19 protein-coding genes are annotated in these 17,666 nt (G+C 44.9%); 8 read left to right on the top strand and 11 right to left on the bottom strand.

Annotated features, from left to right (window positions below; translation table 11 throughout):
* The first annotated feature begins 22 nt into the window (after positions 1 to 22).
* A complete protein-coding gene (locus A5875_RS13645) occupies positions 23 to 1,033 on the top strand; it encodes a thermonuclease family protein (RefSeq protein ID WP_088934108.1) in 1,011 nt (336 codons plus the stop codon).
* 36 nt (positions 1,034 to 1,069) lie between these two features.
* Here A5875_RS13645 and A5875_RS13640 read toward each other — a convergent pair whose 3' ends face one another.
* The 3 genes from A5875_RS13640 to A5875_RS13630 all read right to left on the bottom strand — a co-directional run bounded on the left by A5875_RS13640 (position 1,070) and on the right by A5875_RS13630 (position 3,984).
* Complete coding sequence (locus tag A5875_RS13640; RefSeq protein WP_088934107.1) at positions 1,070 to 2,605, bottom strand: zinc ribbon domain-containing protein; 1,536 nt, start codon at positions 2,603 to 2,605, stop codon at positions 1,070 to 1,072.
* Between the two features lie 130 nt (positions 2,606 to 2,735).
* A complete protein-coding gene (locus tag A5875_RS13635) occupies positions 2,736 to 3,503 on the bottom strand; it encodes an SDR family NAD(P)-dependent oxidoreductase (RefSeq protein WP_088934106.1) in 768 nt (255 codons plus the stop codon).
* A 103-nt stretch (positions 3,504 to 3,606) separates the two neighbouring features.
* Entirely contained in the window at positions 3,607 to 3,984 is a 378-nt protein-coding gene (locus A5875_RS13630) for a carboxymuconolactone decarboxylase family protein (RefSeq protein WP_088934105.1), read from the bottom strand.
* 101 nt (positions 3,985 to 4,085) lie between these two features.
* Between A5875_RS13630 and A5875_RS13625 the strand changes: the two genes are divergently transcribed.
* The 6 genes from A5875_RS13625 to A5875_RS13600 all read left to right on the top strand — a co-directional run bounded on the left by A5875_RS13625 (position 4,086) and on the right by A5875_RS13600 (position 8,768).
* Entirely contained in the window at positions 4,086 to 4,460 is a 375-nt protein-coding gene (locus tag A5875_RS13625; RefSeq protein WP_088934104.1) for a MerR family transcriptional regulator, read from the top strand.
* A gap of 131 nt (positions 4,461 to 4,591) precedes the next feature.
* Positions 4,592 to 4,792, top strand: coding sequence for a DUF4177 domain-containing protein (locus A5875_RS13620; RefSeq protein WP_088934103.1), 201 nt, complete (start codon positions 4,592 to 4,594; stop codon positions 4,790 to 4,792).
* 270 nt (positions 4,793 to 5,062) lie between these two features.
* The gene (locus A5875_RS13615) at positions 5,063 to 6,010 is read left to right on the top strand and encodes an ABC transporter permease (protein ID WP_088934102.1); all 948 of its coding nucleotides are present in this window, start codon (positions 5,063 to 5,065) and stop codon (positions 6,008 to 6,010) included.
* Positions 6,007 to 6,975: an iron chelate uptake ABC transporter family permease subunit gene (locus A5875_RS13610; RefSeq protein WP_088934101.1), complete on the top strand. Its 969-nt coding sequence runs from the start codon at positions 6,007 to 6,009 to the stop codon at positions 6,973 to 6,975. Before A5875_RS13615 ends, A5875_RS13610 begins: the two co-directional genes overlap by 4 nt.
* Positions 6,972 to 7,730 carry an iron ABC transporter ATP-binding protein gene (locus A5875_RS13605; protein WP_088934100.1) on the top strand — a complete coding sequence of 253 codons (759 nt, stop codon included), beginning with the start codon at positions 6,972 to 6,974 and terminating at the stop codon, positions 7,728 to 7,730. Before A5875_RS13610 ends, A5875_RS13605 begins: the two co-directional genes overlap by 4 nt.
* Positions 7,731 to 7,802: 72 nt before the next feature.
* A complete protein-coding gene (locus tag A5875_RS13600) occupies positions 7,803 to 8,768 on the top strand; it encodes a siderophore ABC transporter substrate-binding protein (RefSeq protein ID WP_088934099.1) in 966 nt (321 codons plus the stop codon).
* A 42-nt stretch (positions 8,769 to 8,810) separates the two neighbouring features.
* Here A5875_RS13600 and A5875_RS13595 read toward each other — a convergent pair whose 3' ends face one another.
* The 6 genes from A5875_RS13595 to A5875_RS13570 all read right to left on the bottom strand — a co-directional run bounded on the left by A5875_RS13595 (position 8,811) and on the right by A5875_RS13570 (position 13,876).
* A complete protein-coding gene (locus tag A5875_RS13595; protein WP_088934098.1) occupies positions 8,811 to 10,367 on the bottom strand; it encodes a hypothetical protein in 1,557 nt (518 codons plus the stop codon).
* Between the two features lie 102 nt (positions 10,368 to 10,469).
* Complete coding sequence (locus A5875_RS13590; RefSeq protein ID WP_088934097.1) at positions 10,470 to 11,360, bottom strand: sulfite exporter TauE/SafE family protein; 891 nt, start codon at positions 11,358 to 11,360, stop codon at positions 10,470 to 10,472.
* Between the two features lie 485 nt (positions 11,361 to 11,845).
* Positions 11,846 to 12,211: a VOC family protein gene (locus A5875_RS13585; RefSeq protein WP_088934096.1), complete on the bottom strand. Its 366-nt coding sequence runs from the start codon at positions 12,209 to 12,211 to the stop codon at positions 11,846 to 11,848.
* Positions 12,204 to 12,554, bottom strand: a complete 351-nt coding sequence (locus tag A5875_RS13580; protein WP_088934095.1) for an iron chaperone — start codon at positions 12,552 to 12,554, stop codon at positions 12,204 to 12,206. Before A5875_RS13580 ends, A5875_RS13585 begins: the two co-directional genes overlap by 8 nt.
* 60 nt (positions 12,555 to 12,614) lie before the next feature.
* Positions 12,615 to 12,923, bottom strand: coding sequence for a hypothetical protein (locus tag A5875_RS13575; protein ID WP_088934094.1), 309 nt, complete (start codon positions 12,921 to 12,923; stop codon positions 12,615 to 12,617).
* The gene (locus A5875_RS13570; RefSeq protein WP_088934093.1) at positions 12,923 to 13,876 is read right to left on the bottom strand and encodes a helix-turn-helix transcriptional regulator; all 954 of its coding nucleotides are present in this window, start codon (positions 13,874 to 13,876) and stop codon (positions 12,923 to 12,925) included. Before A5875_RS13570 ends, A5875_RS13575 begins: the two co-directional genes overlap by 1 nt.
* 169 nt (positions 13,877 to 14,045) lie before the next feature.
* On the opposite strand from A5875_RS13570, the gene proC reads away from it, so the two are divergent.
* Positions 14,046 to 14,858: a pyrroline-5-carboxylate reductase gene (gene proC, locus A5875_RS13565; RefSeq protein ID WP_088934092.1), complete on the top strand. Its 813-nt coding sequence runs from the start codon at positions 14,046 to 14,048 to the stop codon at positions 14,856 to 14,858.
* A 47-nt stretch (positions 14,859 to 14,905) separates the two neighbouring features.
* Here the strand turns inward: proC and lpdA are convergent, their stop codons facing one another.
* Positions 14,906 to 16,297: a dihydrolipoyl dehydrogenase gene (gene lpdA / locus A5875_RS13560; RefSeq protein ID WP_088934091.1), complete on the bottom strand. Its 1,392-nt coding sequence runs from the start codon at positions 16,295 to 16,297 to the stop codon at positions 14,906 to 14,908.
* Between the two features lie 13 nt (positions 16,298 to 16,310).
* Positions 16,311 to 17,528 carry a dihydrolipoamide acetyltransferase family protein gene (locus A5875_RS13555; RefSeq protein ID WP_088934090.1) on the bottom strand — a complete coding sequence of 406 codons (1,218 nt, stop codon included), beginning with the start codon at positions 17,526 to 17,528 and terminating at the stop codon, positions 16,311 to 16,313.
* Positions 17,529 to 17,666 lie beyond the last annotated feature (138 nt).

Here is a 17,666-nt window from a genome sequence, read left to right as displayed (position 1 = left end):
ATAGAAAGAAGGAGGACTTTAAATGAAAAAAAGGATTGGGGTAAAGCTTGGGGTAACATTCGCGGTTTTAGTTAGTTTTCTATTTGCCGCCCCTACACAACATTATCAGGTAGAGGCAGCGAAATCGAAGACGGAAAAAACGGTCAAAATCAAACGAACTGCCAATAAAAAAGTCACCGTCAAAGTCAAAAAATATGTTGATGGGGATACTACGCGGTTCAAATTGAAAAATGGTAAAATCGTCACTGCAAAATACTTGCTGATCAAGGCACCTGAACTCAAAAAAGAAAATCCTTATGCCCAAGAAGCCAAGGATCGAACAAAAGAAATTTTGAAAAATGCCGAAAAAATTCAGATAGAATACGATAAAGGCGCGAAACGCGATAGTAAAAAGCGTGAACTGGTGTATGTTTGGGCCGATGGAAAATTGGTTCAAGAAACATTGGCGAATGAAGGCTTGGCAGTAGCCCGCAGCACCAAGGGAAAGAACACGAAATACCTTGATAAAATCAAAAAGGCCGAGGAAAAAGCCAAAGAGCAAAGCCGCAATATTTGGGCTATCGAAAACTACGCGCAAGCAGGCAAAGGGTATAACCAAACAGCCGCTGATGAATACAAAAAGGCGCAGGCCGAAGTCAGAGCGGCGAAAAAAGCCGAAGCAGAACGGCTGAAAAAAGAACAAGAGGCCAAAGAAGCCGAAGAGAAGCGCGCGGCAGAACAAGCAGAAGCAGCTAGAAAAGCCGAAGAAAAACGGTTAGCAGAAGAAGCGGAAGCGGCCAAGAAGGCCGAAGAGGAACGAATCGCTCAAGAAGCCGCCGCTCAACAGGCCGCGGCGGCCCAAGCGCAAGCAGAAGCAGAGGCCCAAGCACAGCAGCAAGCCCAAGCCGCCGAAGCTGCACAAGGCCAGACAGTCTATGTCACGCCGACCGGCAGCAAGTATCACACCCATAAATGCGGAAACGGCACTTACACACCTGCCACACTAGAAGAAGCTCAAAATCGTGGCCTGACAGCGTGCGCGAAATGCTACTGATTCAAAAAAGGGATGCCGATCATGGCATCCCTTTTCCTATACGCCTCCGCTGACTCTCTCAAAGTTCTCCGCTCCTCCGAGATTGTCGATCTGGAATTCTGCTTCGTCTTCGTTATAATGCAGCGTGGCCTTCTTATAGCGGAAGACTTCACTCACATCATCCGTATCATCAGTGTAGACCGTATCGTAATAAATCAAGTATTGAACAGTGTAAACATCTCTGCCGGTCATGCTGACCGATTCGACTTTGGCTTTGGCATCGACCCGTGATTTCTTGCTGCTGGTACGAATATCATTGATAAATTTCTCGAAGTCCTTTTCATCCGCATTACTCAGACCATTAACAAAATACTCCGCCAGTTCGCTCTTTTGCGCTGCACCGAAAGCACCATACCTCGAAGTATAACCCGACAGATCGCTGTACAGGCTGTCCAAGAAATTCTGAACATCCGCCGTTGATTGAACATGGTCAAAATCCAGCTGGATCGCTGAAGCATAGCTGCCTTCATCATAGTCCTCCGCCGCAAATTCAGATGCTGCGATTTGATACGTATCGCTTTTCAGCTGATCGCTGGCTGTTTTGAAGGTCAGCTGGACCTCCATCCCCTGATGCCAAACGACATCTTTGATCTCTGCCTGCCCTTTTTCGATCGTTCCGACTTCCTTGTCATTCAGCAAAACCTTCGCTCCGTCGACATTCGATGTGACTTTAAAAGAAATCTTGTGCAGATTGATAGTCACATGACTGTTTGTCTCAAACTCAGGGTTATTGTAGCGCATCAACGCCTGCTTAGAGACTGATTTCTCGTTGTCTAATTTCCCCTCGACCTGATAGCTGCCCGGTGTTAGCGGTCCCCAAGTCGTCTGGTAGTTGCTTCCTTTAGAGGTCGCTAATTTCTTATCATCTAACGACAGCGCCATGCCAGCTTGATCGGTCGTAACTGTCAGGTAGACCGGCTGGATCACCAACTGATAGCGCGGAAATAGTCCTAGATATTTCCCCTTGGTTTGAAGTGAGAAGTCTGCTAAATGACTGGGATTCGTTTTCAGATCCGTCAAAAAATCAGCAAAATCGGCTTTATGGCTGCTTTCTTGATAATAGCTGACAAATTTTTTCAGATTGGCCGCCGATACTTGGTAATTAGGGTCCTCCGAAGTCACGACCTCCGCGATTTTTTCCGGATCTTGTGTTTTGAAGGCTTGCTCCAAGCGGCTCAACTGCTGCGGATAGCTGTAATAATGACGGCTGAAGAGAAAACCGCCGATTAACAGCACTACGATCGCAGCTCCCGTACCGATTGCGATTTTTTGTTTCTTTGATAACGACTTTCTCACCGCAGTTGCCGGGCGCATCGCTGCTTTTAACGGATGTCCGCAATTCGGACAAAAATCAGCGTCTGCCGGAATGGACTCGCCGCAATTTGGACAGAAACGTTTCTTTTCCAGCTCCTGCTGCTCCTCTTCCGCAATGACTGGCTCTTCGGAAACTTCTATGGCAAATGGCTGCCCGCACTCTTCACAAAAACGCGCATCAGCCAAATTTTCATGACCACAATTTGGACAATTTTTCATTTGTACCCTTCCTGTTCTCTCAGTATTTATCACCTATTGATTGTAGCAAACATAGCGGCAAATGAGGACAGTAATTTATAAATCAAAAAAAGCACTCTCTCGCTTTGAGAAAGTGCCCCGAATTTTTTGCTTAAACGATCGACATCCCGCCATCAACTACGATGAATTGCCCATTCGTATAGCTGGACGCATCACTTGAGAAGTAGAGGATTGTACCATTTAATTCTCCATGTTTGCCTGGACGGCTCATTGGATTCAAGCCTTGATATAGGTTTAAGAAGTCTTCTGATTTGAACAAGGTGTCTTCTGTCATTTCAGACTCAAACAGGCCTGGTCCGATCGCATTGGTAGTGATATTGTATTTTCCATAGCTGGCTGCCATTCCTTTTGTCAGCCCTAGAACTGCTGCTTTGCTGGCATTGTATGAATGACGAATGAACACATCATCCTTGTCCGCCATGACCGCGTTGATCGAAGCAACATTGACGATTCGTCCGTAGTTATTGTCCATCATGTGTTTCACTACGTATTTGCTGACTAGGAAAATTCCCTTCACATTGACATCCATGGACTTGTCAAAGTCTTCCACAGTTAAGGAATCAACACCGCCGCGCACCGCGATTCCCGCATTGTTCAGCAGAATATCCAGATGCCCAAAGTGATCATAAGCCTGTTGGATTCCGGCTTTGACATTTTCTTCATCTGTAACATCCATTTTGATCGCCAACACATCGCGCCCGATCTTTTTGATCTCTTCTGCGACTTCTTCTAACCGTTCCAAACGTCTAGCCAGTAAAACTACATCTGCACCAGCCTGCGCATAAGCGATCGCCGCATCCCGACCTAATCCGCTGCTTGCACCTGTTACCACTGCTACTTTTCCATTTAAATCAAACATATACATTTCTCCTCCTTCTTTGATAGCGTATTCATTGGTACTATACTAACGGTACCTAAGATAGTAGGGGAATGTCAATAGCTTGTGAAAATTGCGTCTCCAACTAAGCGTTTCTTTCAGCAAAGACACTCGTGGCTACCGTAATTGCATTTAAAACCTTCGGAAAACCTACATAAGGAATACAGTGGGTAAATACCTCAATGATCTCCTCTTCCGTAAGCCCCACATTCAGCGAACCATTGATATGCACCATCAGCTGATTTTTAGTATCCCCCTGCGTCAAAAGACTCGTGATCGTAATGATCTCCCGTTCCCTAAAAGACAGCGCCTCATTATTATAGATATCGCCAAAGGCAAACTCCAAAATATATCGGCCAACCTCTGGGGCGATATCCTGAAGATTCTGAATCACCCGTTCACCAGCCTCACCATCGATCATTTTCAAATTCTTGATGCCTTGTTCCATTCTTTTATCACTCATAGCAGTCTCTGCCTCCTTTATGGTAAAGTACTATAAACTATCAAGTGGACTTGACAGCAAGTGTTTCTGTTAAAAAATTTTCACAAGTAAGGAGAAAAGCAATGTATAAAATCAGCGAGGTGTCAAAAATGATCGGCTTTAGCATCCCCACGCTGCGTTACTATGAAGAACTGGGAATCAGCACCCCGGCTAAAAATAAAAGCGGCTATCGTGAATACAGCGATGCGGACATCGAGTGGTTGCGCTTCATATATCGACTGAAGCAGACCGGTATGCCACTAGAAACAATCAAAAAATATTCACAGCTGCGCAGCCAAGGCGATCAGACCATCGAAAAGCGCATGAAGCTTTTAGCTGCTCAAAGAAACCGCCTGTTAGCAGAAAGAAGAAAAATCGATGAGCATCTGACCTTTTTGGAAGCTAAACAAGCGACCTATCAAAAAATGCTGACTGATAGAGACCGCGATTCAGTCTGAAACTATAGTTTCTTTTTCTACATATAAACGTAATGATTTACAGCTGCACCGTCTATTTTAGAAACAATCCTTTCAATTCCCGTCTGCTGTCTTTTTTCCATTCTATAATGATAAAAAAGGAGGCGTTAGGTATGTGGACTTACAAAAGCGAAGTATTAGAAACATCCGTGAAATGGTTTAAGGATAGTGCCAGTGCGGGGGATTTAGATCACTTGGATGATTTGATCAACAGTCGGGCCAATGAAGGCTGGGAATTTGTCACCCATTCATATATGCCCAATGTTATCGCGACCAGAAGTGCGATTCTCGTAACCTTCAGAAAAGAAAAATAAATGAGTATTAGCTAAAGACTGGGAAGAAATTCCTAGTCTTTTTTGCTCTTTAATAAATTCAGTTCTACACAATTGGATAAAATAAGTTCTGCAGCTAATAACTTTGATACAAACCCTATGATAATAAGCGAATTCGCGAAACTCGCCCCTGTTGTCATCATTTTTATTGAAAATATCATTTAAAAATAACTTGCTTTTGTTTTGCTTTTCACCTAAACTTTATATTCAGAGAGAATGATAATCATTATCAATTAACTGTGGGGTGAATAATTGAATAAGAAAGGAATCGTGCTTGTTTTATGTTTGTTAAGCGCTCTCTCTATTTTTATCGGAGTAAAAGATTTGATGCTGCAGGCTTTATTTCATGGTGATCCAGAACAGTGGCTGATCCTTGCTACTACCCGCGTACCTCGGACCGTCAGCTTGATTTTGGCAGGTGCTACGATGAGTATCTGCGGTCTGATCATGCAGCATCTGACTCAAAATAAATTTGTTTCACCGACAACGGCCGGCACGATGGATAGTGCCCGCTTAGGTATTTTGCTGGTCATGCTCTTTTTGCCGAATGCCTCTACATTGATCCGAACCTTGGCCGCCTTTGCCTTCGCCTTTCTCGGCACCTTGATCTTTTTGGGATTAAGTCGGCTGCTGCCAAACAAAGACCCGATTTTTCTGCCCTTGTTAGGCGTGATGTTCGGCAATATCGTCGGGTCCGTTGCGACTTTTTTTGCTTACCAGTTTCAATTGATCCAAAACATGTCCTCTTGGCTGCAGGGGAATTTCTCACTAGTAGCTAAAGGCAGCTATGAGCTGTTGTATCTGACGATCCCGCTATTTTTTATCATTTATTTTTTTGCCTATTACTTCACAATCGTCGGTTTAGGTGAAGATGTGGCGGTCAATCTAGGAGTCAATTATCGTTTGACTCAACTGCTTGGGATCGGTCTGGTTGCTGGGGCCAGTGGATTAGTTTTGATCATGGTAGGCACCGTTCCTTTTTTAGGCGTGATCGTGCCGAATATCGTTTCCCTGATTTACGGCGACCATGTAAAGCAGAATCTCTGGATCACCGCATTGAGCGGCAGTCTGTTTTTGATGGCCTGCGATATCCTTTCGCGGATCGTCATCGCGCCATACGAGGTTCCAGTCAGCTTGACGGTGGGAATCGTAGGTAGCGTGATCTTCATTTACTTATTGGTTAGGAGGAAGCGCGCATGAAAATTTCTCTTGGCAAAAAAGAACTGCTGCTGACCGTTCTTACGCTCAGCGCTGTACTCTTATGCGGGCTTTACTTGACCTATAACACGTATGGCAACTTCCAGTTTGCTTGGATGCTGCGGGGGAAAAAAGTCGCGGCCTTCATACTGGTAGCGCTGGCGACCGGAATGGCCACCGTCAGTTTTCAGACTCTGACCCAAAACCAATTTTTAACACCCAATATCCTTGGCTTGGATTCCTTATATGTATTGATCCAAACCCTGCTGTTTTTTATCGTGGGCGGAGTCAAGATGCTCTCGCAGGAACAGACCTCTACCTTTTTGATCAGTATTTTTTTGATGGCGCTCTTGAGTTTGGTATTAGCTAAGCTTTTATTGCAGCGGCGGCAAAATGATTTATTTATTCTGCTGATGCTGGGAATGATCTTCGGAACCTTATTCAGCAGTACCAGCAACTTTCTGCAGGTGATGATGGACCCGAATGAATACGATCTGCTGCAAGGTCGGCTATTTGCCAGCTTCGGCAATATCAATACCACGCATCTAGGCTTGGCGGCTGGGATCATTTTACTAGGCTCCGTCATTTTGTTCGCTGCCAATCGTTATCTGGATGTCCTGCATTTAGGCGGCGATCAAGCGACGAATCTTGGGATCTCACTAAATAAATTTCAGATCCTGATCTTGTTTTTAGTCAGCCTGTTAACCGGAACAGCGACCGCGTTAGTCGGCCCGATCACGTTTTTAGGCTTTATCGTTGCAAATATCAGTTATCAGCTGATGTCGACTTATCGCCACAGCTATTTGTTTCCCACCGCGATTTTACTGGGAATCATCTTTTTGGTCGGCAGCCAATTTTTAGTCGAGCAAGTCTTTCATTTAAAGACAACCGTCAGTGTCGTAACACAATTTGTCGGCGGTCTGTACTTTATCTGGAAAATTATTTATGAGAGAAGGCGGCAAAAATGATCGATCTTAATGAAGTATCAAAGAATTACGGTGCGAAAAAAGTAATTTCCGAGGTCAGCCTGCCCATCAAAGAAGAAAAGCTGACCGCCTTTATCGGACCAAACGGTGCTGGCAAAAGTACACTGCTGTCGATGATCAGCCGCTTGATTTCAATCGATGCCGGTCAAATTTATCTCGATCACAATGAGGTAAAGGCTTGGCGCTCCAATGAACTGTCAAAGAAATTATCGATCCTAAAGCAAAGCAACGGCGTCAATCTGCGCATCACCGTACGTGAACTTGTCGGCTTTGGCCGCTTCCCTTATTCAAAAGGCCGGATGACCGCAGAGGATCAAGACATGATCGACTATGCTTTAGAAAAGCTCGGCTTAGTCGAGATGGCCGACGAGATGATCGACACCTTATCCGGCGGCCAGCTACAGCGGGCATACATCGCGATGATCTTAGCGCAAGATACGGAATACATTTTATTAGACGAACCCTTGAACAACTTAGACATGAATCACGCGGTCCAGCTGATGAAGACCCTGCGACGCTTGGTGGAAGAAGAGCATAAAACCATTTTACTGGTGATTCACGACATCAACTTCGCATCGACCTACGCCGATGAGATCGTAGCAATGAAAAATGGAGCGATTTTCGCCCATGGAACGATGGAGGAAATGATCCAGCCCCACATTTTGAATGCTCTGTACGACATGGAGATTAAAATCTGTGAGCTGGACGGCAAACGCTTCTGCATGTATTTCAATTAAGCAACATCTAACTTTTGGTAATAGACTCATTCACCAATGAGATCTTTAATTATAAATTAGGAGGAAACAAACATGAAAAAATATATAGTTGGATTATCTGTGGTATTGCTGGGGATTGGATTGGCCGGCTGCGGCTCAACAAATAATGAAGGAACCAGCGATTCGACTGGAAAAGCCGCAACAAGCAGCACAGTCAAAGAGGAAACGATCGAAGTCAATGACTCAAACGGTAAAATCACCGTCCCTAAGAATCCTGAGAAAGTCGTCGTTTTCGATAACGGCTCACTAGATACCTTGGACGCTTTAGGCGTTGGCGACAAAATCGTGGGGGCAGCAACGGATAACCTGCCAACCTATTTGGAAGATTACAAAAAAGTCGACTCAGCCGGCGGGATCAAGGAGCCTGATTTAGAAAAAATCAACCAAATGAAGCCTGACTTGATCATTATCTCTGGTCGTCAAAGCGACTTCTTAGATCAACTGAAGGAAATCGCGCCAACGATGTATCTGGCAGTGGATACATCCGATACCTGGAACTCTATCAAACAAAATGTTGAAACATTAGGTCAAATCTTCGGCAAAGAAAAAGCAGCGAAAAAACAATTAACAGCCCTTGAAACCAGCATCAAAGAAACCAAAGCAAAAGCAGAAGAAAGCAAAGACAAAGCCTTGACTGTCCTAGTCAACGAAGGACAATTATCTACCTATGGAAAAGATTCACGCTTCGGAATCATTTATGATACCTTCGGCTTTGCTGAAGCAGACGATGCGATCAAAGCTTCGACTCATGGACAAAGTGTTTCTTACGAATATGTCTTAGACAAAAACCCTGATGTGCTCTTTGTCGTCGATCGGACAAAAGCAATCGGCGGCGATGACAGCAATAATAATGTCGCGGACAATGAACTAGTCGTTCAAACAACCGCCGGCAAAGATAAAAAAGTAATTTCCCTACAGCCTGACGTTTGGTACCTAAGCGGCGGCGGTTTGGAATCGACGAAAATGATGCTGGAAGATGTTAACAAAGCCTTTGAATAGCAGTAAAAAGCCGCATTTTTTCAAATGCGGCTTTCTTATATCCTAATCATTCTGCTCTACCTGCGACAGCTGCTCGGCAAATTGCCACGTCTCGCCATTATCGGAAGAGCGATACAAACAAGCAAACATCTTGCCTTGGTCGATCCCGCGCATTTTCAACAAATAGAATTTAGCCTCCAGCTGATTGGCGCTGACCTGCGTAACCTCATTCGGCGATTGAAAAAGATCCAGACCGCCTGTCTGATACTCCGCCGGGATCGTCACCACCGCTTCTTTGAAGGAGCTGCCGCTATTATTGGTGTAATAGAGCTGCTCTCTGGTTGAAACAAATCCTAACGTCGGGTTAACGAAGCTGACATTTTGAACAGGCTGTCCGATCGCCGTGCCGTTGCTCCGCTGCCATGTCTTCCCCTGATCATTCGTCTGAAAAATCTCCAGCCCTTCCGAGGAAACCTCCGGCGATACATTGGAATACACCAACACCCCGCTGCCATCTGCGAAAAACTGAGCCTTCCGATACCGAATTCGCTGAGCCATATCCGAAACGAGTGATTTTTGCCATGTCTTGCCATTGTCATTAGAGAATAAGAAAAACAGGTCCTTTTCGTTTTCCGAATAGATAAACCAAGAAAAATCCTTTGAGATATCATACGTCTTATCCATCCAATACCCCATCGGAATCTCGCCGCTCGTCAGCAAATAGCTGCCTGAACGCAGCCATTCCGGTTTCAACGGCACAAAGGACCAAGTCATCCCGCCATCCGTTGTCAGATAAAGCTCGCGAGTTTGTTCCTTCAAGTCTAAATGATTTGTTTGGTTCACTTTCTTCGTTGGAGCGGTCCCCTGCTGCGTCAATAAATCGTCACTTGTCAGCGGCGCTGCTTCACTTGAAGCCGTTGGCTGTATCGGCTCGGAAGTATCACTGTAAAGTCTTTGATGACGCGTCAGTCCATCATAAGCAAACACTCCGACTGCTCCGAGAAAAATCAGACCGATCGCTAACAAAGACCACTTCCGATTCATTCCCTGTGCCTTTGGAAAGGTCACTGGCAATACTGGCGGTTCCCCGTTCAAAACAAACAATTGAATAGAAGCAAAGCCCCAAAATTCTTGGCGATTGCTTAAATAAATCGTTCCGCCATCAAAGGTCGTAGTCAATTCAAGACAATCCGATTTCAATAAACGAAGCGACGGCTTGCGCGCCGCCTCCGCCAAATAATAAGCCTCACTATCCTGATAGATCACAGGGTACTGCGCCGCCTTTTTTACATAGCGCTCCAGAAAACGTTGAAACGATCGCCGCAGACGAATACCTTGAAGCCCATTCACGATGAAAAAAACTGCCACGGCTGCCACACTGAGGGTTCCCAACACTAGCGATAAATGATAAAAGCCCCGCAGCCAATAACCGCTATCGATCGAATGGACTCGCAGCTCTAAACGCTGATAAACAAAACTGCCGATACCGAAAAATAGTAGACAAGCGCCAACCAAAAACAGAAAAGCCGAAATCAGATTCTTTTGTCGATTTTTCCGAACGCGTTTATAAAGCGGCTCCCCGGCAGACAGCAAGTCGATGATTAATAATTCCTGATCCATATTTTCTCCCTATCAGTAATGTCTTTCACTTATTATCTGCCATCTCGCGGCTATTGAACAGATACGCTTAATGATTTTAAAAAAAAACCTAGAGATTTCTCTCTAGGACTTCTTCAAACTACCTGCAACAACGTGCATTCCTTTACGGATGTAGGTGAAGCCTGAATAAAGGACAACACAGATCACGACCCATGTTAAAACAGTCATATTCAAACCAGTAACAAAGCGTGTCGCGATGATCACACCAATGATCCCGCCGATCGTAATCGCCAAGCTGACTTTGCGAGAATAATCACCCGATTTAATAAAGTTGGTTCCGGCAACAGGCATCAGTCCCGCACAAGAAGCCATCATAATTGGAAAAGCCACCAACGGACTCAAGCCCAGCATGTAAACCATCGCCATACATGGCGCGTACAAGCCAACACCGATCGTCATCAAGGCCCCTAGAATAAAGTTGCCGACAATCCCGATGATCAATTTTATCCCAGTCAAACCAGTTAAATGATTGCCAGTTCCTAACAAATCAAGCAAACCTAATTGTTTTAACGCCATCAATGCAGCAGTGACGATCAACGCGATCCCCATATAAAACTGCACTTTTTTCTCAGGCAGCTTGCTGACGGTTTTCGAGCCGACATAAGAACCAACGATCGCTGCAAGCACTAATGAAAATAAGGTCAACGGTGCTACTTTAACTACCGTGATAAAAATAAATGCTTCAATAATTACTGGAACCGTGTGGGAGACATTTAACGTCCCCGGCAATTGACGGTCATTGTCTAATTGCTTAGTCGTTTCCAGCAGCATCGTCGTCGGTGCGAAGCTGCCGATCCCTAACGTATCCATCGCGTCCGTAATAAAACCGATCACACCAGAAACCAAAAAGTTTCCGCCGCCCCAGTTTCCACGTTCAGCGATCAAATCGCGAACAAAATAAAAAAGATAGTAAACCAATAGGACACCTAGCAGCCCCAACAAAATTTGTACCATAATACTCTCCTCTAAATAAATTAATCAATGAAAGCTCTTTTTCCTTTTAAGATAATACAACAATTCACAAGGAATTTGACTTAAATCCAGTAATAGTTTGATGATATTCGCCCTATAAACTTTAAAGGATTCCATGAGTTCCAATAAAGAACTGCTAGCTCATAGATAAAGAAGTATTTTTCGAAAACCAGAAAAACGCCTTATTTTCGTACGCATATCATCACGCTAAACTGATTGCGCAAAAAAGAGGCTTCATACTAATGACTATATTCTTCACTTTTCATACTGCGAAAATGTGACTGACAGCTAACTCATAAACAAAGAAACATTTTTCTAAAACCGGAAAAATGTCCTTATTTTCGTACGCATATCATCACGCTAAACTGATTACACAGAAAAAGGCGATAGCTTAGTGATTAGCTTTCTCACGTTTTATACTGCGAAAAGCGTGACTGACAAAAAAATAACCTTCAATTGCTTGAAGGTCATTCACTCAAAACAAAATAATTATTTTCTGGATCGGCGAAGTTAAACAGCCGTCTTCCGCCCTGATCCGTAATTGGGTTCACGGTTGGGCTAAGCTTTTGCAGACGTTTATGATAGCTGTCCAAGTCTGTCACCTTCAATAGTAACGAAGGTACGTTATCGACGACCTCAGGCGAATATTTCTCAATGAAATTACGATCGAAGAGGACCAGATGCACCGCCTCGAATAATTCGACCGTAACTTGCAGAGAGTCGTCCGGCATCGTTTGCTGGGAAATGATCTTTCCGCCTAGGCCTTCCTGCCAAAAGGCGGCCGAGCCTGCGACATCCTTGACATACAGCATGATCTCAAGTTCTTTAAGCATTTTTCTCCACCACTTCTTTCAGACGAAAGCGGATCATTTCCGTGATCAAGTCCGTCGGCAATTCTTGCTTATAGGGAATCTGCAATGCGCCTTTTGAGGTTTTATAGTCTTTCAGCTGGTCTTCAAAAGCCGCCATCGCACTAGGTGTCGGATAGAAGCCTAAATGTTTTTTCATGGCGCCAAAGTGAACCAAATTCTCCGTTAAATAAAAGGTCGGCATCCCATAGGAAATTTTTTCTGTTGTTTCTGCCGGAACCATTTCTTTGATAAGCTGGTAGATTTCTTTCAGCATCGGCTGCTGCTCTTGTTCGGCATCATTGATATATTTTTCGATCGGTGACATAGCTTCAGCTCCTTTTCATCTAGTTTAGCGAAAAAGCTTGAAAAGGTATATAAACTTGCTCTACTCATCATTCAATAAATCACCCAAAGAAAAGCCGTCAAAGGTCTCTCCATCATAATACTTCAACAATTGATCCGCTGTTAATAAGGAAGAAGTCATTTCTTCTTCTTTGTCCTCGACTTGGTTCAACGCGGCATATTCCTGATATTGCTCCGCTAGTTGGCGGTACATGGCTTTTTTCGAGGAACCCTCTCCCGTGATAAACGGCAATTCTTTAAGATGACCGCGATACAGCGGCAGCTCCTCCACCCATTCGATCGGCTGCTCGACAACCGTTAACTGAACCTCGGCAAAAATATCTTCATACATTAGTTTTCTTCCTCTCGCATTTTTCGATACTGACGCGGCGTGACTCCTTCGATCTGTTTAAAGCGCTTATAGAAAAAGGCCTTATCCTTATAGCCCAGACGCTCCACGATCGTTTGGACGGTCAGATCGGTTTGTTCTAAATAGCTTTTACAACGCTCAATTCTTCTTAACAAGACGATCTCCGTAAATGAATGCCCCGTCTTCTCCTTCAATAAACTCGATAAATAATTCGGATGAAAATGAAATTTTTGCGCAACCTCCTCTAAGGTCACCTGATCCAACCGAACATCGATATAAGCCAGTATCTCTTCAGTCAACTGTCCATTAGAGACAAACCGGTCTTTGGCGATCAACCGCTCCGGTTCTGCTTGACTGATCTCCACAATCAAAAGTATGAAGGCCGATTTGGTGACTTTATTATTGAAGTAAGCCATTTTGACCACTTGCTTTAACAACAGCAGCGCGTAAAAATGAACATCCGTGACCTTGGCAAAATCATAAACCAGAAAACGCGCGATCCCGCTAAATTCGTCACTCAAGGCCTCCACAAAAAAACGATAAAGCTGCGGCTCTTCAAAAAACTGTCCCAGCAATGACTCTGAAAAATAACTCGGCTTAAAATAAAAGACGATCACTTCAGCATCAAAGGCACCTCGATAAGAAAGCGGCGTTGCTCGATTAGCTATGATCAGCCCGCCCGCACTCAATGGCGTTTCCGAACCATCAAGCTGGACACTCACATTGCCCTTCATTACATACAGCAGCCGAATAAAATCAGCCGGCACCGCAATTTGCGCACTCGTCTCTCTAGTCACAAAAGCAGCGATTTCCCGCCGCGGATTCTCAGCGAAACGCTGAACTTCGCCGACCATTTGGCCATCATCACCTAAGTAACAATCCAAGGTGTTCAAGAATTGATAAAAATCAGCATACTGTGCAGTCGTCACATCCATTTACTCACCACCTTAGAATCAAACACTTTCTTCTTTATCTACACTATTTTAAATAAGCAACGATCAGCATATAATTTCTTTATTGATTGTACCACCTTTTTAAAGAATAAACATTTGATTGCAACACTTTATCAAAGAAAGAAAATCACACACAGCAGGAGGAATTAGCATGAAAATCGGTTTTATTGGTGCCGGCAATATGGCATCCGCAATTGTTGAAGGAATTGTCCAAAAGGGTTTCAGCCAACCAGAAGACATTTATTTATACGATATCTCAGCAGAAAAGGTCCAAGCATTTGCAGAAAAGGTCGGCGCTCACGCGTTGAATGATCCGCAGGAAGTCATCAAAACTGTCGATACCTTGATTTTGGCGGTGAAGCCCAATGTCATTAAAGGCGTCTTACTGGAAGCAAAAGACGCGATCCTGCAAAATGATCCATTGATCGTCTCCATCGCAGCCGGAACAAGTACCGAAGCCATTTATGACGTATTTGAAACAGATCAGCCGATCCGAATCGTTCGAGTGATGCCTAATATGAATGCCATGGTGGGTGAAGGTGCCGCAGCCGTTTGCGGAAATACCAGCGCCACAAAAGAAGATGTCGCAACGATCATCGACCTGTTTAACGCCGTCGGCAAAGCATGGCCATTGGAAGAAAAATATTTCTCGATCTTCACAGCCATCGCCGGCAGCTCGCCTGCGTATACCTTCTTGTTCATCGATTCGATTGCTCGGGCCGCAGTAAAAAATGGGTTGCCAAAAGACATCGCCTTAGAAATGACGACACAAGCGGTTCTAGGCAGTGCCGAAACATTGGCTCACAGCAAGGAAAATCCATGGACACTAATCGATCGCGTAAGTTCGCCGGGAGGAACAACCGTCGCTGGAATCGTTGAATTAGAGGACAACGCCTTTATCTCGACTGTGATCAAGGGCATCGATGCCACGATCCGTAAAGATGAGGAATTAGGGAAGAAATAAGCAACAAAAAGAAGATATGCCGCTCAATTCGGCACATCTTCTTTATTTTACATATGAATCGGCATTCCCAGCCCAACTTCGCACGCATCCATCACCATTTCAGACAGTGTTGGATGTCCATGGATCGTCAGAGAAATGTCCTCCAATGTCAGATAGGATTCGATTGCTAAAGTAATCTCAGCCACTAGATCACTCGCATTGACTCCAACGATTTGAGCACCTAAGACTAATTCGGTCTCTGCTTCAAAGACCAAACGGACGAATCCTTCCGTCGCATTCAGCGACAAGGCGCGGCCATTTGCCTGCATCGGGAAATTCGCGGTCTTGGCTTTGATACCTTCTGCCTTTGCTTCTGCTAAAGTATAGCCGACTGTCGCCACTTCCGGATCAGTGAAGCAGATCGCTGGGATCGCGCGATAATCCTTCGCGACATTTTTCCCGCCGATCACTTCTGCTGCGACCTTTGCTTCGTAGCTTGCCTTATGAGCAAGTGCCAAGCCTTCTACGATATCGCCGATCGCGAAAATTGTTTTTTGCGAGGTGCGGTATTGCTCATCGACCTTGATCAAGTTTCTTTCCGTGAGTTTGACGCCAGCTTTTTCCAAGCCTAAGTTTTCTGTATTGGGTCTGCGTCCGACTGTCACCATCACATAATCTGCTTCGATGGTTTGAGTTTTGCCCTTGACCTCAAATTCTACCGCGACACCATCTGCAGATTCCACCGCTTTTTTAGCTTTCGCATCGGTAAAAATCTCCACGCCATTTTGTTTAAAGCGTTGTGCCACGATCTTTTGAATATCCGCTTCAAAATTCGGAACGATATTTGGACTGCCTTCAATAATCGTGACCTCTGAACCAAGATTGCGATACGCACCGCCCAGCTCTGAGCCGACGATTCCGCCGCCGATAATGATCAGCTTTTTCGGAATCTCTTTTAGGTTCAGTCCGCCGGTAGAATCTAGTATACGGCCGCCGAAAGCAAAACCAGGAATCTCGATTGGTCGGCTGCCTGTTGCCACGATCGCATGTTTGAATTCCAGTTTTTCTTCACCGTTTTTTGTTGTGATAGATAAACTTTGCGGTCCAGTAAATTTGGCCCGTCCCATAATAACGTCCGCACCATTTTTCTTCAACAGCATGCCAACACCCGAAGTCAGTGTTTTAACAACTTGCTGGTCCTTCCACTGTTGTGTTTTGGCAAAATCCAACTTCGCCTCTTTCACACTCAACCCTAGAAAATCAGAATGTTGTGCTTCTTGATAGCGATGCCCCGCTGTGATCAAGGCCTTGGATGGAATACATCCGACATTTAGACATACACCGCCGATATGCTCCGCTTCTACCACAGTCACTTTTTGCCCTAATTGCGCCGCACGAATGGCCGCCACATAACCGCCAGGTCCCGCGCCAATTACGACTGTATCTGTTTTTTTCGTCATATTCAGTCTCCTTCTACAGCAACAAGCTCATTGGATTTTCCAGCAGTTCAACGATCATACTTAAGAAGGCTGCAGCCGGTGCGCCATCAGCGACCCGATGATCAAAGGATAGACATAAATTCAATGCGGTGATCGTTGCTACTTGCGGTCCTTCCGGTGTCTCTTCGACAACTAATTTTTCATAGCTTCCGCCGACTCCTAAAATCGCCACTTCCGGTAAATTGATGATTGGATTAAAGGTTTGAACTTTACTGCGGCCTAACGAACTGATGGTAAAGGTGCCGCCGCTCATTTCTGCTGGCAACAATTGACCATTCCGAGCCTTCTTCGTCACCGCTTTTACTGCTGCGGTCAAATCACTCAGACCCTTTTGATCCGCCTGCTCTACGACTGGTACGACTAAGCCGTCAGCAACGGCCACCGCTACACCAAGGTTGACTTGATTAAATTGCTGGATTCCATCCTCATACGCATGAGCATTAAATTCAGGATACGCTTTCAATGCGACCATCGCCGCTTTTGCGATAATCTCCAAGAAAGACAATCGTTCATCTGTACGCTCTTCCACCATCGGCAATAATTGTTTTCGCAACTCGATGACCTTCGTCAGATCAACTTCTGCGTTCATCGTGACATGCGGGATCGTATGCTTGCTTTCTGACATCTTGTCCGCGATTGCTTTACGCATGCCGCTCCACGGAATCAGTTCGCCTTCAGCCGCTTTTTGTGCGGGTGCCGCTACGGGCGCTTGATATTCTTTTACATCCAGTGCTTGGATTCGTCCTTTCGGTCCAGAGCCTTGAACCGTTTGTAGATCAATGCCTTTTTCGCGGGCGATTCGCCGAGCTGCTGGTGTTGCTCGAACTTTTGTAGTCGCGATCGTAGTTTCTTTAGTCGCTTCACATGGTTCAACCGTTTCTGCTGCTTCCTCTGTTTTCGTTTCTTCGGCAGCTTCTGTTTCAGCTTTCGGCATATCCGCAGGAACGTCTTCCCCAGCCTCGCCAATGTAGGCGATCACTGAATTCACGGGTGCGCTATCACCGTCGCCAATATATTTTTTGAGTAAAATACCTTCATCATAGGCTTCCACTTCGATCGCAATTTTATCCGTCATTACCTCAAAAATCGCTTCGCCGATCTCAACGGAATCACCTTCATTTTTCAGCCAAGTCGTGATCGTTCCGACATCCATCGTAGAACTTAACTTCGGCATCAATACTTCATTTGCCATCTTTTCACTCCTATCTCGTTTTTCAGTATTTATTTTTTCAAAGATCGAAAAAATAAGTCTGATTCTCGCCACGTATATCATCCAACTAAACATCAATGATTTTTAATTCGTTGTTAGAATTTTTTATCTTTCCTCACA

Origin of the sequence: Enterococcus sp. 3H8_DIV0648, assembly GCF_002140655.1 — a bacterium.
GTDB classification, from domain to species: Bacteria; Bacillota; Bacilli; order Lactobacillales; family Enterococcaceae; genus Enterococcus_A; species Enterococcus_A hulanensis.
This window is presented reverse-complemented; position numbering and strand designations above follow the sequence as displayed.